Annotated in this window: 14 protein-coding genes; 7 read left to right on the plus strand and 7 right to left on the minus strand. The window is 71.6% G+C overall.

All coding sequences use genetic code 11. The annotated features are described in order from the left end of the window. Nucleotides 1–11 precede the first annotated feature (11 nt). From IF29_RS0108705 to IF29_RS0108720, 4 genes are all read right to left on the minus strand, one after another. The gene (locus tag IF29_RS0108705) at nucleotides 12–752 is read right to left on the minus strand and encodes an amino acid ABC transporter ATP-binding protein (RefSeq protein WP_037594670.1); all 741 of its coding nucleotides are present in this window, start codon (nucleotides 750–752) and stop codon (nucleotides 12–14) included. Next, a complete protein-coding gene (locus IF29_RS0108710) occupies nucleotides 749–1,660 on the minus strand; it encodes an amino acid ABC transporter permease (protein ID WP_084713764.1) in 912 nt (303 codons plus the stop codon). The genes IF29_RS0108705 and IF29_RS0108710 overlap by 4 nt, the downstream gene beginning before the upstream one ends. A 12-nt stretch (nucleotides 1,661–1,672) precedes the next feature. Next, complete coding sequence (locus IF29_RS0108715; protein WP_030251964.1) at nucleotides 1,673–2,584, minus strand: ABC transporter substrate-binding protein; 912 nt, start codon at nucleotides 2,582–2,584, stop codon at nucleotides 1,673–1,675. 313 nt (nucleotides 2,585–2,897) lie between these two features. Beyond that, nucleotides 2,898–3,350: a nuclear transport factor 2 family protein gene (locus IF29_RS0108720; protein ID WP_037594672.1), complete on the minus strand. Its 453-nt coding sequence runs from the start codon at nucleotides 3,348–3,350 to the stop codon at nucleotides 2,898–2,900. A gap of 99 nt (nucleotides 3,351–3,449) precedes the next feature. On the opposite strand from IF29_RS0108720, the gene IF29_RS0108725 reads away from it, so the two are divergent. After that, nucleotides 3,450–4,019 (plus strand): TetR/AcrR family transcriptional regulator, encoded by a 570-nt coding sequence (locus IF29_RS0108725; RefSeq protein WP_030251971.1) that lies wholly within the window; start codon nucleotides 3,450–3,452, stop codon nucleotides 4,017–4,019. Nucleotides 4,020–4,029: 10 nt separating this feature from the next. On the opposite strand, the gene IF29_RS0108730 is transcribed toward IF29_RS0108725, so the two are convergent. Continuing rightward, nucleotides 4,030–4,470 (minus strand): pyridoxamine 5'-phosphate oxidase family protein, encoded by a 441-nt coding sequence (locus tag IF29_RS0108730; RefSeq protein ID WP_232242072.1) that lies wholly within the window; start codon nucleotides 4,468–4,470, stop codon nucleotides 4,030–4,032. A gap of 134 nt (nucleotides 4,471–4,604) precedes the next feature. On the opposite strand from IF29_RS0108730, the gene IF29_RS0108735 reads away from it, so the two are divergent. From IF29_RS0108735 to IF29_RS0108760, 6 genes are all read left to right on the plus strand, one after another. Continuing rightward, nucleotides 4,605–5,915 carry a YhgE/Pip domain-containing protein gene (locus IF29_RS0108735; RefSeq protein ID WP_030251975.1) on the plus strand — a complete coding sequence of 437 codons (1,311 nt, stop codon included), beginning with the start codon at nucleotides 4,605–4,607 and terminating at the stop codon, nucleotides 5,913–5,915. 100 nt (nucleotides 5,916–6,015) lie between these two features. Then, complete coding sequence (locus IF29_RS0108740; protein WP_030251977.1) at nucleotides 6,016–6,462, plus strand: MarR family winged helix-turn-helix transcriptional regulator; 447 nt, start codon at nucleotides 6,016–6,018, stop codon at nucleotides 6,460–6,462. Continuing rightward, on the plus strand, nucleotides 6,459–7,337 hold the full coding sequence (locus tag IF29_RS0108745; protein WP_030251980.1) for a DNA-3-methyladenine glycosylase family protein: 879 nt from the start codon (nucleotides 6,459–6,461) through the stop codon (nucleotides 7,335–7,337). Before IF29_RS0108740 ends, IF29_RS0108745 begins: the two co-directional genes overlap by 4 nt. Before the next feature lie 161 nt (nucleotides 7,338–7,498). After that, the gene (locus tag IF29_RS0108750; protein ID WP_157623661.1) at nucleotides 7,499–8,224 is read left to right on the plus strand and encodes a lysozyme family protein; all 726 of its coding nucleotides are present in this window, start codon (nucleotides 7,499–7,501) and stop codon (nucleotides 8,222–8,224) included. 3 nt (nucleotides 8,225–8,227) lie between these two features. Next, complete coding sequence (locus IF29_RS0108755; protein WP_030251985.1) at nucleotides 8,228–10,357, plus strand: hypothetical protein; 2,130 nt, start codon at nucleotides 8,228–8,230, stop codon at nucleotides 10,355–10,357. After that, nucleotides 10,354–12,381, plus strand: a complete 2,028-nt coding sequence (locus tag IF29_RS0108760; RefSeq protein ID WP_030251988.1) for a hypothetical protein — start codon at nucleotides 10,354–10,356, stop codon at nucleotides 12,379–12,381. Before IF29_RS0108755 ends, IF29_RS0108760 begins: the two co-directional genes overlap by 4 nt. Nucleotides 12,382–12,400: 19 nt before the next feature. Here IF29_RS0108760 and IF29_RS0108765 read toward each other — a convergent pair whose 3' ends face one another. Beyond that, complete coding sequence (locus tag IF29_RS0108765) at nucleotides 12,401–13,978, minus strand: glycoside hydrolase family 43 protein (protein ID WP_030251990.1); 1,578 nt, start codon at nucleotides 13,976–13,978, stop codon at nucleotides 12,401–12,403. An 81-nt stretch (nucleotides 13,979–14,059) separates the two neighbouring features. Then, the gene (locus IF29_RS0108770) at nucleotides 14,060–15,112 is read right to left on the minus strand and encodes a LacI family DNA-binding transcriptional regulator (RefSeq protein WP_030251992.1); all 1,053 of its coding nucleotides are present in this window, start codon (nucleotides 15,110–15,112) and stop codon (nucleotides 14,060–14,062) included. Between the last annotated feature and the right edge of the window lie 3 nt (nucleotides 15,113–15,115).

Below are 15,115 nucleotides of genomic sequence, written 5' to 3' on the forward strand. Positions count from 1 at the left end.
GTGCCGGACCGTCAGCGGTCCAGCACCCGGGCCAGGAAGCGGCGGGTCGACTCGTGCTGCGGATCGGTGAGGACCTGCTCGGCGGTGCCCTGCTCGCGGATCACGCCGTCCTCCAGGAAGCAGACCCGATCGGCGGCGTGCCGGGCGAAGCCCATCTCATGGGTGGCCATCAGGATGGTCAGGCCGCGCTGCTTCAGGTCGGCCACCACGTCCAGCACCTCGCCCACCAGCTCCGGGTCCAGCGCCGAGGTGATCTCGTCGAAGAGCAGCACCTCGGGTTCGGTGGCCAGCGCGCGGGCGATCGCGGCGCGCTGCTGCTGGCCGCCGGAGAGCCGGTCCGGGTAGTCCTTGGCCTTGTCCGAGAGGCCGAGCCTGGCCAGCAGTTCCTTGGCGTACTCCTCGGCCTGCTTGCGCGGCACCTTGTGCACCTTGCGCGGTGCCAGGGTGATGTTGTCCACCACGCTGAGGTGCGGGAAGAGGTTGTAGGCCTGGAAGACGATGCCGATCCGGCGCCGGGCGGCGTGGTCGTCCAGGCGCGGATCGGTCAGCTCGGTGCCGCCCAGGTGGATGGTGCCGTCGTCGACGGTGTCCAGCAGGTCGACGCAGCGCAGCAGGGTCGACTTGCCCGAGCCCGAACCGCCGATCAGGCAGACCACCTGGTGCTCGGCCACGTCCAGGTCGATGGAGCGCAGCACCAGCCGCTCGCCGTACTGCTTGCGCAGGCCGCGGATCCGCAGCAGGGGCTCGCTCACCGTCCCGCCTCCGCCCAGGTGCGCTGCGCAACCTTGCGCTGGAGTCGGTCGGCGTACCTGGTCATGGGGATGGTGATGGCGATGAACAAGAGTGCGGCGCCCAGGTAGGGGGTGTAGTTGAAGTCGTAGTCCGCGTTGATCTGGGCCACCCGCAGGGCCTCCAGCGGGCCGAGCACGGCCACCAGCGCGGTGTCCTTCTGCAGCGCGATGAAGTCGTTGAGCAGCGGCGGGACCACGGTGCGCACCGCCTGCGGCAGGATCACATGGCGCAGCGTCTGGGTCTCGTTCAGCCCCAGCGCCCTGGCGGCATTGCGCTGCGCCGGGTGCACCGAGTTCAGCCCGGCCCGGAACACCTCGGCGACATAGGCGGTGTAGGAGAGCACCAGCGCGATCACCCCGAGCACCCAGGGCTGGGTGGGGGTGCCCTGGAGCTGCAGCGCCGGCAGCCCGAAGCCGACCAGGAAGACCAGCAGCAGCGTCGGCACCCCGCGGAACACGTCCACGTAGAGCGTCGCCGCCAGCCGCAGCGGCAGCAGCCCGGGGGCCCGGGTGACCCGGACCACCGCCAGCAGCAGCCCCAGCACCAGGATCAGCACCTCGGCGATCAGGAACATCTGGACGTTGAGCCAGAAGCCCCGCAGGATCGCCGGGAAGGTCCTGGTGAACTCGGAGTGGTCCAGGAACAGGCTGTGCACCCGGTCCCAGCCCGGCGAGGCCACCACCCCGACGACCACGACCACCACGAACCCCAGCGTGCACAGCGCGGCGATCCACTGGTCGCGCCGCTTGCGGGAACGGCGGAACCGTTCCCGCTCCTGCTGGCCGGCGCTGGGCCGGTACTCCATGTGGGCGCCGTCGTCGCCGCCTTCGCCGCTCTCGCCGCCGCTGTCCTCGATGCTGACGTCCATGGTCCGGGCCCGCTACTGCTTCAGCGTGGCGACGTTGGCCGAGGCCGACAGCCACTGGTCGGTGATCTTGGTGAGGGTGCCGTCGGCCTTGAGCGCGGCGATGGCCTGGTTGACGCAGCTGGTGAGCCCGCTGTCCTTCTTCAGCAGCAGCGCGAACTCCTCCGGCGTGCCGCCGGCGTAGTTGAACTGGCCGAGGATCTTCCCGCCGGTCAGCTCGGCGCTGGCCAGGTAGAACACGGTCGGCATGTCGGTGACGATCGCGTCGATCTGGCCGTTCTGCAGCGCGTGGATCTCGTCGTTGGTGGTGTTGAAGACGCTGGGCGTCTTGGTGGGCTTGATCTCGTTCACCACGGCCTGGTAGCTGGTGGTGGCCACCTGCACGCCGATCTTGGCGTTCTTCAGCGCGCTCAGCGAGGTCGCCGTGGCGTAGCCCGACTTGTTGAGCACCAGGACGCCCTGGTTGGCGGTGTAGTAGCCGGTGGAGAAGTCCACGGCCTTGGCCCGCTGCGCGGTCGCGGAGATCTCGTTGATGTCGAAGTCGAAGTTCTTGGCGCCGGGGGCGTAGGAGTTGTCGAAGGGCTCGACGACCCACTTCACCTGGGCGGCGCTGAAGCCCAGCTTGTCGGCCACCGCGTAGGCGACGGCGCTCTCGAAGCCCTTGCCGTTGGACGGCTTGTTGCTGTCGAACCACGGCGCGTAGGCCGGGGAGTCGGTGGCGACCGTCAGCTGCCCCTGCTTGTACAGGCTGGGGCTGCTCGTCGAGCACGAGGCGGCGACGGCGGTGGCGCCGGCACTGGTCGAGGCGCTGCCGGACGCCGCCGTCGACGCGGACGACGAGGTGGTGGACTGCGGAGCGCAGGCGGCGGCGGTCAGGGCGAGGACGGCCCCGACGGAGGCGACGAGGGCGGTACGGGCACGGGACACGGGGATGTTCCTTTGCGATGGGGTCCGGAAGAACGGCGCACGGTCGGCGTGGCGGGAGCCGGGTTCAGCACACGGGCGCTCAGCGACAGAGACCTCAGCGACAGAGGTCGGTGGAGCAGCGCTCGTGGTCCACGTGGCGGCGGCGTATCAGCGGAGAGGTTCCGGACATTCATCGAGCATTTCGGTCGGTGCGGTGCCCTGTCAATCGCGTCGGCTACGTTTCAGTAACGCCGGGACAACATGTCAGCTGGTGAGACGCCGCAGGTGGCGGCCCTGCCATGAGTCCGGCGACGCGGCGGCCGGGGGCCGGCGGTCACCGTCCGGCCTGTGCGGGCGATTCCAGCGCGGCCACCAGCGCGGGCAGTTGGCCGGTCGCCAGGGCGATCACCGGGTGGTTGTGGAAGTCCCGGCTGGCCGCGATCAGACCGTCCCGGACGGTGAGGATCTGCACATTGGCCACGTCGAAGCTGCGACCGGTCGAGCTGACCCGTCCGTGGTAGTCGAACTCGGCGACGATCACCTCGGGGTCGGCGGTCCGGTGCACCCGGACGTTGCGCGCCTCCATCTCGACGCCGGCGTCGGTGGCGGTGGCGAAGTGGGCACGCAGCTGTTCGCGGCCCTCGATCCTGGCCGGGGCGGGCAGTGCGAAGGGGATCTCGACCACGGTGTCCTCGGCGTAGAGGTCGGCGATCTGCTCCCAGCGGCCGGCCGAGATGTGGCCGATCAGGGCTTCGAACGCCTGGTGCGGGGTGGCTGCTGCGGACATGGCTCCTCCAGCTGTGGATAGAATCGGAGTTGTGACTCCGATTGAACGATACGGACTGGTTACTCCGTTTGTCCATGCTTTCGCGGGACGTGGTGCCCGATGACGCCCGATCGGCCACTGCGCGCCGACGCCCGGCGCAATCGGGAGCGGCTGCTGGCGGTGGCCGAGGAGGTCTTCGCCGCTCGGGGGACCGGGGCGTCCACCGAGGAGATCGCCCGTCAGGCCGGCGTCGGCATCGGCACCGTCTTCCGGCACTTCCCCACCAAGGAGGCGCTGCTGGCTGCGGTCTTCCTGGGACGGCTCGAACGGCTGGGGGAGCGGGCCAGGGAACTGTCGGCGGCGGCCGAGCCGGGGCCCGCGTTCTTCGGGTTCTTCGCCCTGGTGGTCGACCAGGCGTCGGCGAAGAACGCCTTCGCCGACGCCCTGGAGCAGGCCGGGGTGGACGTCGAGGGGGTGACCTCCGGGGTCTCCGGGCAGCTGGGCGAGGCGCTGGGGGAGCTGCTGCACCGGGCCCAGGAGGACGGAGCGGTCCGCGCCGACCTTGGTGTCGCCGAGCTCAAGGCGCTGCTGGTCGGAGCGTCCAGGGCGGTGGAGTTCGCCGGCGACCCGGAGACCCGGGCCCGCACCCTCGCGGTGTTCCTGGACGGGCTGCGGCCGACCTCCGGTTGAGCGGGCGTCCTCAGCCGGGCCACTCCTGCTTGTGCCCGAAGCCCTTCCCGTTGTCGATCAGCCGCAGCCAGTCGGGCCGCAGGGCCCACAGGTCGGTGCGCCGCAGCGCCTCGCCGAGCCGCGGGTCGGTGCCGACGAAGGGGAAGCGGTCGAGGTAGGCCGCCCAGCCGGCGTCGCGCTGCGCACCCGTCAGCAGCACGCACCTGCCCCGGCCCTGAAGGCCCGTCAGCGACAGCCAGTCCTGCCCGTCCGCCTGCGCGGTGAACGCCACCGAGCCGTCGGCGGCCAGCGCGCCGCCGTGGCGGGTGCTGCGGGAGGTGACCAGCACCAGCGAGCCGTCCGGCGCGCAGGCGTAGAGCACGGCGCAGGCGCCGGGGCCCTGGGCGTCGGCGTAGGCGAGGGTGAGCGTGGTGTGCGCGGCCAGCGCGGCACGGATCTCGGGCGGGTACACGGCGACCCATCCAATCAGACGCCCGCTCGGCCAGTCGGGTAGAACCGCCGTGCGCGGCCGGGCGGGGCGCCGGGTCCCGGCGCCGGCAGCGGTTACGTTGCCCAAGGCCGATCGCCTATGCCCCCTGGAGCGCCATGTCTTCCCCTCTCCCTCCCGCGGACCGGCCGCGGCCGGGGCAGGTGCGCCCGCTCCAGGTGCTGCGCAACCCGAAGATCTGGATGTTCCCCACCACCATCGTGTCGCTGGTGGTGGTGGGGCTCTCGATCTTCTACATGGGCGGCATCGTCAACCCCAACGGGAACCTGCACCGGCTGCCGGTCGGGCTGGTCAACGCCGACCGCGGTGCGGTGGTGTCCGGCCGGCAGACCGTCCTCGGCGCGCAGATCACCGACTCCATCGCCACCGCCGCCGACCCGAAGCGGCAGGCGTCCTGGCGGCGACTGGACCAGGCCGAGGCCCAGGACCAGTTGGCCTCGGGCAAGCTGGACGGAGTCCTGGAGGTGCCGCCCGGCTTCACCGCGGCGGTGGCCGCGCTCGGCGGCACCGGTACCGCGAACCCGGCGCGGCCCACGCTGAACGTGCTCACCAATCCGGGGGTGGGCAGCCTGGCCTCGTCCTTCGCCAGCACCATCAACCAGACCGCCGCCCACCAGGCCTCGCTGGAGCTGGGAAAGACCCTGACCGCCACCGCGCCGACCGTGGCCGACGGCAGCGCCAGCAGCGCCACCCGGCTGCTGCTGGCCGACCCGATCGCGGTCTCGGTCCAGGTCGGTCATCCGATCGGGACGCACAGCGGGCTGGGGCTGACCGCCTTCTACTACACCCTGCTGTTGGTGCTCGCCGGTTTCATGGGCGGCAATGTCATCAGCAACGGCGTGGACGTGGGCCTCGGCTACGCGGACAGCGAGATCGGCCCCTGGCACACCCGCCGGCCGGTGGTGCCGATCAACCGCACCCGGACGCTGCTGGTCAAGTGGGCCATGTCGGTGGCCGTCGCCGCGCTCACCTCGGGGCTGATCCTGCTGGTCTGCGTGGTGCTGCTGGGCATGGACGCCTCGCACCTGTGGCTGCTGTGGCTGTTCTCGTTCTGCGCCAGCGCCACCGTGGGCCTCGGGGTGCAGTCCATCAACGCCGCCTTCGGCGGCATCGGACAACTCGTCAGCATGTTCGTCTTCATCGTGCTGGCGCTGCCCTCCTCCGGCGCGACCATCCCGCTGGAGGCGCTGCCCGGCTTCTACCGCTGGCTGGCGGTGTTCGAGCCGATGCGGCAACTGAGCGGCGGGCTGCGGGCCATCCTCTACTTCGACGCCCGCGCCGATGCGGGCCTCACCCGCGCCTGGATCATGATCGCCATCGGAGTGGTGGTCGCCCTCGGCTTCGGTCTGGCCGCCGCCTCGTACTACGACCGCAAGGGCCTGCACCGGATGGTTCCGGAGACCTCGTAGCGGCGGCACCCGGATCGGAGTCCGCGTCGCCCCCTTGCCCGTTTACTATGCGTGCATATAGTATGTGAGCATAGATAGTCGAGGCGAGAGGATCGCGACGATGAGTCACCCCACCCCCAGCGGTCCGGACGACAGTCCGGGCTTCCTGCTCTGGCGGGTCAGCCTGGGCTGGCAGCGGCGGATGGCCGCGGTGCTGAAGCCGCTCGGGCTGACGCATCCGCAGTTCGTGCTGCTGGCCTCGGCCGGCTGGCTGGCCGGGCAGGGCGGTCCGGCCACCCAGCGCGGGCTGGCCGACCACGCCGGGACCGACCCGATGACCACCAGCCAGGTGCTGCGCACGCTGGAGGCCAAGGGGCTGCTGGAGCGGCTGGAGGACCCGGCCGACGCCCGCGCCAAGCGGATCAGCCTCACGGCCGCGGGCCGGGAACTGCTCACCGTCGCCGTACCGGCCGTCGAGAGGACCGACGCCGAGTTCTTCGCCCAGGTGCCGCGCGCGGACGCGATCGGCCTGCTCACTTCTCTTCTGAAAGAGGCGAAACGGACATGAGCCACACCACCGAACTCACCCTGACGGCACGTCAGCCCTTCGACTTCGCCGCCTCGCTGGGGTTCCTCCGCACCTTCCCGGCGATGACCGGCGAACAGGACGCCGGGGACCGGGCCCTGGTCAAGGCCGTCCGCGCGGGCGGTCTGACCATGGCCGCGACGATCGCCGCGGTCGAGTCCGGAGTGCGGGTCGGCCTCAGCGCGGACCAGCCGATCGCCCCGGCGGCCGCCGCTGCCGCCGGCGAGCAGATCTCGTTCTTCCTCGGGCTCGACGACGACCTCACCGGGCTCTACCGGACCGCCGAGTCCGACCCGCCGTTCGCGGCGGTGGTGCGGCGGCTGCACGGCTACCACCAGGTCAAGTTCCCGACCCCGCTGGAGCTGCTGTGCTGGTCGATCCTGTGCCAGCGGACACCCATCGCCAGAGCCAGGGCGGTCAAGCAGACCCTGACCGAGTCGTTCGGCAACTCGGTCACCCTGGCGGGGCGTCAACTGTGGGCCTTCCCGGACCTGGAACAGCTGCTGACGCTCACTCAGGAGGAGTTGGCCGCCCTGGTCGGCAACCCGCGCAAGGCCGACTACCTCCACCGGTCGCTGCGCGGCTGGGCCGAACTCGACCAGGACTTCCTGCGCACCGGCCCCTACCAGCAGGTCGAGCAGGAGCTGCTGGCCCTGCCCGGCATCGGGCCCTGGTCGGCGACCTTCCTGCTGATCCGCGGCCTGGGCCGGATGGAGCGGGCGCCCATCGAACCGAGCCTGCTCAAGGCCGCCGCCCGGGTCTACGACCGTGCCCTCACCGAGTCCGACCTCGCCGCCCTGGCCGCGCCGTACGGAACCTCGCAGGGCTACTGGGCCCACTACCTCCGCGCCGCGTGACCCCGGACGGCGTCAGCTCCGGTAGGGGCGCGCGGCCGATCGCGCCCGCCTCCCCGGCGGCCGTGCGCAACCGTGCGCCGGGGAGTTGACGGGCACGACGTTTCGCGGCCATTCAGTTCGAGCACTAACTCTTTGCCGTCGGAGGCAACGGAGAGGTGTTCATGAAAGACAGTACAAGAGCATACTGGCTCGAATTCAACAGACCGCTCGAGGGCCGGGTCGACTACATGTACCTGGACGTCAAGGGCCTTGTCAGCACGGGCGTCGGCAATCTGATCGACGCCACCCGGGCTCCGCTCACCGCACCCACCGACGCGGAGCGGGCCCAGTCCCACGCCATCGCCGAAGGGCTCGACTGGCACGACTCGGACGGTAGTTCGGCTACGGCCGAGGTCGTGGACGGTGCCTGGGACACCGTCAAGGCCCGCATGGACCTGGCGTCCCACGGCGGCGGGGCCTTCCGGGACCTGACCACCCTCCGGCTGACCGACGACGAGATCGACCGGGTGGTGTTCGCCAAGCTCGACGAGATGGAGTCCGTGCTGAAGGGCCGCACCCCCTTCGCGGACTACGACAACTGGCCCGCCGACGCCCAGCTCGGGCTGCTCAGCATGGCCTGGGGCATGGGCCCGGCTTTCGACTTCCCCCGGTTCCAGGGCTTCGTGGCAGCGGGTGACTGGGCCTCCGCTGCTGACGAGTGCCGGTTCAACCCCGAGGTCGGCACCATCGTCCTGCGCAACGACCGCGACCAGCAGCTGTTCCGCAACGCCGCGGCGGTGCTGGCCGGCGGCTACGACCCGGAGGTGCTGGTCTTCCCGGCGACGGAGCCGTCCGGGACCAGGCCGACGGACCCTCAGCCCGAACCGTCCAGCACCGAGGGGATCTAGCGCATGGGTGACTTCCCGAACATCGACACCGCCGAGCCGGTCGGCCCGATCTGGACCGGCGGCTTCCAGCAGACCGTGGTCAGCAAGGACGGCGTCGACTACACGCTCTCCTACCTCCCGGACAAGCACAACGACCTGATGCAGCAGGCCGGGATGCCGCCGGTCTACTACTGGGTGCCGAACGGGGTGCGCCTGGCCCGGAAGCCCGACGGGGACTACGAGTTCTACTACCTGCACTTCGCCGGGGTGCAGACCGGCAGCACCACGGTCGGCGTGATCCCCGGGACGACCAGGGAGGTCACCGGCGGGGCGCTCTCCTTCACGATCACCTCGGCACCGCCGGACGGGGTCCTGGCGCAGGCGCACCAGCAGATCCTGGACACCTGGAAGGACAAGGGCGACCGCTACACCCGGTACCAGTCCTCGGCCCCCGCGCCCACCCTCGGCGACCCCGCCTTCTTCCGTCCCATGCCGATCGCCTCCAACATCGTCAGCGTCACCAACGCCAGCATGAACCCCGACGGCTCGCTCACCACGGCCGGCGGCACCGACCCCTTCTTCTGGAAGATGCAGGGCCAGGGCCCCGGCGCCACCGACCCGGTCGCCGACAACTCCTTCACCTGCATGATGGGCTCGGTGTCCGCGGAGATCGTCGCCGCCGGCTTCAAGGCCAACCAGAGCGTCATCGCCGTCATCGAGAACCTGCAGGTCCCGCTGTGGGCGCCGATCACCTCACTGACCATGACCTCCGACTGGGAGCGGGTCTTCTCGCACCTCTCCACCGCCGTGCACGCCCAGTACTTCTGGGCCTCCGCGGACGTGAAGACCACCTGGAACTACCTGCGCACCACCGGCGCGATCAAGGTGAACCTGGAGATCGACCGCACCCTGCAGGGGGCGGACGACCAGGAGAAGACCGTCGAGAAGTTCATCGACATGCTCATCCCGCTCTGGATGGACCAGGCCAAGCAGGTCATCTTCCAGCCGATGCCCACCGTCCCGGACGCGCAGGCCCCCTCCGGCGGCAGCGGCTGCTTCGGCACCGGCTGGGGCCTGGGCGTGGGGGTGTCGCTGGACTTCCGGCACGACCAGGTCGACATCGCCAACAGTTTCCAGTTCACCTCGGACTCCCGCTACCTCCAGCCGCACACCATCGGCGGCGCCCTGGACGGCCTGGGTGACGTCCTCGCCCATGATCCGTCGGTCCTGCGGAAGTACTTCGGCGAGCTGTACCTCGACGACTACGACCGCATGATCACCGTCGCCTGCAAGCCGGGCGTCAACTGGCCGGACCCGCAGCGGCACTGGGTCGGCGACCCGGTCGACTACGTCAGCGTGCAGATCGGCTACCCCAACACCGCCGGCAGCCTGCAGTGGAGCGGCACCACCTTCTCCCCGCCGAGCGACCCGTCGGCGGTCGTGCCCGCCAACCCCGCGCAGGGCCTGCCCACCGGCAGCCCCGGCTCGACCTCGCCGAGCTCCGCGCCCAGCGCCTACATCAGCTTCGCCGACGGCACGACGTCCTCCACCTGGTTCGCCCGGATGACCGAGAAGCAGGCCGTCGACGTGGCCAACCCGCCGCAGGGCTGGACCCCGGACAAGCTGTACGTGAAGCGCTCCATCGTCTTCAACCCGCCGGCCCCCGACACCGACAGCCCCTATCTGCGGCAGCGGGTCGAGGTGGGCCAGGTCCAGCTCGACCCGGGCGAGAACGGCACGCTCACCAACGACCTGGCCCAGGCCGTGAAGTGCGACCACGTCGGCGTGCTGAACGTCGGACCGATCGCCCTCGGCGGCCACCTCAGCGGGAACTGGACCGCCGACATCGCCCTCAAGCCGCAGGGCACCCGGCTGGACGGCACCTCCAGGGCCGACGACGTGGTGACCTTCTCCTTCACCGCGGACGACCAGCACACGGCCCGCTACTGGACCGTCTACACCGGACAGCCGGACTATCAGCCGCAGTTCAGCTACCGGGTCACCGTCTACCGCAATGCGGACATCGGCGACGCGGCACCGCCCAACGACGGCTGGACCGGACCCTGGATCGAGGCCACCTCCGGCAACGGCGCGTTCACCGCGCTCCCGCCCAGGGTCGGCGAACCCGGCGTCACCGAGACCAACCCGCGATGAGGATCCGACCGCTGCTGACGCAGCCGCTACTGACCCAGGCGCAGACCGCGGTGGTGCGCGACGCCTCCCCGCCCGACGACGGCAACCCGGGCGGGCCGAAGCTGCCCGGCAGCGACCCGGACGGGTTCGACGTTTTGGAGGACATCTACCTCGGCTGGTTCAGCTGGTACCTGCCGACCTTCCGCATCGTCGCGCCGACGGCGCAGAGCCAGTGGCCGCAGAGCCCCTTCGGCTACACCTTCGTCACCGGTCACGCAGCGGACGGCGAACCGAGCCTCGCCGCCACCATCACCGTGCAGCTCCAGTCCTTCCTCAGCGACGCGACCAAGGCGAAGATCTCCGACCTCGGCCACTGCGCGCCGATCCCGCTGGACGGTTTCCAGGCCGTCATCGACATCCCCTACGTGGACGAGGTCAAGGGCAGCCTGACCACCACCTCGGTCGCGGCCTCCCGGACCACCCAGGACGGGGACACCCGCACCCTGGTCTTCGAGGTGGCCGGAGACCTGGCCCGGGCGGCGTACGGAAGCCTCTCGCGGCCCGGGTACCAGCCGGTTCCGCTGCGGCTGCGGACCAGCGTCACCTTCACCGCCTACTGGTGGGACTGGCTGCTGCCGCCGCGCGGGACCTCGGCGGAGCTGGTGGCTGCGGACGGCGTCCGGCTCGCGCCGGAGCGTGTTCCGCCGGTCTCCGACGGCGGCGACGACCCGGTGGGCAGCTGGGACCGCGTCTCGACCGGGCAGAGCCGCAGCCTGGACCTCCTGGTCCCGTGCACCGACTACGGCCGGCTCTACCTCGACACCACCGACCCGGCCAAGCCGGTCCCGATCGGCTGCCAGGACGGCATGGCCCTGGGCCGACTCCCCGACAAGCTTTACACCGCCCTGGACGAACTGGCCACCGCGGACTACGAGGTGCTCGCCTCGCTCACCCGGCCGGCCGTCTACCTGGTGCTCCCGCGCCGCTACCGGGTCGGCCGGGCGGACCCCGGACACCCCGGAGTCCAGGACTGGAGCCCACTGATCCGCTGGATCGAGGTGTTCGACGCCACCCACGACGGGGGCCTGCCCTGCCGGCTGCAGGCGAGCCTGCAGCCGGACCTGCGCCACGCCCAACTGGCCGACCTGAGTGCGGTACTGGCAGTCCGTGCGGGGCGCCGGCCGACCCTGCTGCTGCCCACCGACTACGGCTCGGGAATGTCGGCCCTCACCGTGACCGGGTGGAATGCGAGCACTCCGGTGCAGGCGACGGTCTCCGGCAGCTCCCTCCAGATCAGCGCCGAGCTGAACTACACGGACGCCGTGGTCGTCAACGCGATGCTCGGATCCGCCGCCGCGGAGGGGCAGTTGGTGGGCAATGCCGCCTTCGCCCTCAGCGACGGCAGCAGCATCGGCCCGGTCGAGCTGCACGTGGACGTGGTCCACCTGACCGGGCCCTGGCCGGCCGGTCCGGTGTCGGCGAGCGGCGACGGCACCACGGCCACCGTGCAGAACCACGCGGAGACCGCGGCCACCCTCAGCCGGCTGCTGGAGACCCTGGCCGACGGCTCCAGCCGGCTCGTGGCGGGCGGCCTGGCCGTGGCGGTGCCCGGCGGTGGTGGTACGGCGGCCGTCCCGGCCGTCTCCTCGACGGGGGCGCTGCTCACGGCCGACTACGCCCTGGCCGACTCCACCCCGGCCGTCATCGACCAACAGCGGCTCTACATCGAGGACCTGCACACCACCATCACCCTGGTCAACGACGCGAAGATGGGGGCCGACGGCATCACCGGCGTGGACGTCAGGGCCCGGCTGGACGGGGACACCCAGAGCCTCTCCTTCGCCCTCGCCCCCGACACGCCCATGTTCCAGATCGACCTGGTGCAACCACTGGTGGCGGACCGTCAGGCCGATTCCGGCCTGCTCCACCTCGGCGCCACCGTGCACCGGGCCGGTCAACCGGACACCAGCACCGGAGACTTCACCGCCGATCTGCACCAGGGGGTGATCCTCCGGCTCTCCAGCGTGCTGGCCACGCCGCCCTGAGGAGGTCCGCCCAGCCCTGCTACCGGCGCGGGGAGTAGCGGAACCAGGGGAAGTCGGCGTGGTTCGGGGAGTCCGGGGCGCCGTGGGAGCTGGCGTAGAGGCCGATGTAGGCGCCGGTGAAACCGCCCGCGGTGCGGGTGCTCAGCACGGTGGCGTCGGCCTCGGCGAACTCCCGGTCCTGGTACCGGAAGCGGAGCCGCAGGCCGTCGGCGCGGACGGTCAGCCGCAGCGGGGTGCCGGCCGGGACGGCGCTGGTGGTGGCCAGCAGGGTCTCCTTGCCGGCGCGGCGTTCGATGAGGGTGAGGACCGGGTCCAGCTGTCCGTCGGCGCCGAGCAGCAGGCGGAGTTGGTGGTCCTCGTCCTGGAACAGCACCAGGCCGGCCGCCTCGCCGGGCGCGGCCGGGGTGAAGTCGAGCAGGGTCTCGGCCTCGAAGGCGTGGTGCTGCAACCGGCGGGCGACGAAGGCGGGGCAGACGCGTTCGGTGATCGTCTCCGGCAGCAGCGGCAGGCGCAGGCCCGTGCCCGGCAGTTGGTGGACCGGCCGGTACGGGGTGCGCAGCAGGTTCCAGTGCGGGGCCAGTGCGGGGGCGGCGAAGTCGTCGGTCTCGGCGGGCGGGGCCGCCTCCGGGTCGGCCGCGTCCGGGAGCCGGATCTCCAGCCGGGGCTCCACCTGGCCGACGCCGGGGGAGAACAGCGGCCAGCCGTCCTGCCAGTCGACCCGGGCCAGGAAGGTCTCCCGGCCCAGCAGTTCGTGCGGTTCGCCGTCCGGGCCCGGCAGTGGGCGGGTGGCCAGCAGCACCGCGTACCAGTCGCCGTACTGGGTCTGCACCAGGTCGGCGTGGCCGACGGCGCCGACCGGCTGCCCCGGGCCCAGGTGACGGTGGGTCAGCAGCGGGTTGCGCGGGCAGTTCCGGTACGGGCCGGTGATCCGGTCGGCCCTGGCCGCGGTGATCGCGTGGTTCTGTTCGGTGCCGCCCTCGGCCAGCAGCAGCAGGTAGCCGCCGTCGTGGCGGTAGAGGTGCGGCCCTTCGGCCCAGACGGCGTCGACCAGGGCGCCGGAGAAGAGGACGCTCTCGGGGCCGGTGAACCGCCAGTCGCCGCCCGCCTCGATCGGGCGCAGCCAGATCTCGGTGCGGCCCTCGGGCTCGGCGCCGGGTATCTGCCGGGTGCCCAGCAGGTACGCGGAGCCGTCCTCGTCGAAGAAGAGCGAGGGGTCGAAACCGGGCGCCTCCGGCAGCCAGACCGGGTCGGTCCAGGGGCCGGCCGGGTCCTCCGCGGAGACCACGAAGTTGCCCTGCCGCCCCGGCAGGGTGCCGTCCACCAGGGTGCAGACGACGTGGAAGCGGCTGCCGTCGTGCCGGATGGTGGGCGCGTACAGCCCGCCGGAGGGGCGCACCCGGTCCAGCGGGAGCTGCCCGGGACGGTCCAGCACGTGCCCGACCGGCTGCCAGTGCACCAGGTCCCTGCTGTGGTGCAGCGGCAGGCCGGGGAAGTACTGGAAGGAGGAGTTGACCAGGTAGTAGTCCTCGCCGACGCGGCAGATGCTGGGGTCCGGGTGGAAGCCGGGCAGCAGCGGGTTCCGGGCGGTCGTCGGCATGGCGGCAGGTACCTCGGTTCGGGCGGTGGCGGCAGTGGCGGCGTTGGTGGTGGTGGCAGTGGCGGGTGGCGCGGCCGGTGCTCAGGCTGCCGGGGGAGCGGTGCTGCTGCGCTCGACCAGCCGGGTGGCCAGGTCGAGCTGGCGGGTGGCCGGGGCCTCGCCCCGGGCCAGGTCCAGGACCAGCCGGATGGCCGACTCGGCCATCTCCACCAGCGGCTGGCGGACCGTGGTCAGCGGCGGGCCGACCCAGCGGGCCAGCGGCAGGTCGTCGAAGCCGATCACGCTGAGGTCGTCCGGGATGCGCAGCCCCAGTTCGCGGGCGGCCTCGTAGAGGCCGAGCGCCTGGAGGTCGTTGCCGGTGCAGATCGCGGTCGGCCGGTCCGGCCTGGCGAGCAGTTCCAGTCCCGCGGTGTAGCCGGTCTCGTGGTGGAAGTCGCCCTCGGCGACCAGGCTCTCGTCGAAGGGCACCCCGGCGGTGTCCAGCGCCGCCCGGTAGCCGTCCACCCGGGCCCGGCTGCACATCATCCGGGCCGGGCCGCTGATCACGCCGATCCTGCGGTGTCCCAGCTCCAGCAGGTGGCGGGCGGCGCTGAGGCCGCCCTGCCAGTTGGTGGCGCCGATGGCGGGCACGTCGGGGCCCGGGTCGCCGGCCGGGTCTATCACCACGTAGGGGATCCCGCGGCTGGTCAGCTGGTCGCGCTGGGCCTGGTCCAGGTCGGAGAGGACCAGGATCACCCCGACCGGGCGGCGGGCCAGCACCGCGTCGACCCAGCTCTGCCCGGGGCTGAGCCGTCCGGCCGACTCCGAGACGACCAGCGACAGGCCCTCGGTGCGGGCGACGGCCTCGACCCCGCGGATGACCTCCATCGCCCAGGGGCTCTCCAGCTCGTGGAAGACCAGGTCGAGCAGGGAGGACGGGGCGGGGCCGCTGCGCCGGCGCGGCTGGTACTCGTGCTGCTGCAGGAGCTCCTCGACCCGGAGCCGGGTGGCGGGCGCCACATCCGATCGTCCGTTGAGAACCTTCGAAACTGTCGGAGCGGATACACCCGCGGCACGGGCGATCTCAGCGAGCGTGGCTCCGGTCGGGGAGGAGCCGTTCTCGCTGCGCAGGCGGGGTTCTCGGGCGGTGCTCATGGC

The sequence above is a fragment of the Streptacidiphilus jeojiense genome, assembly GCF_000719095.1.
GTDB classification, from domain to species: domain Bacteria; phylum Actinomycetota; class Actinomycetes; order Streptomycetales; family Streptomycetaceae; genus Streptacidiphilus; species Streptacidiphilus jeojiensis.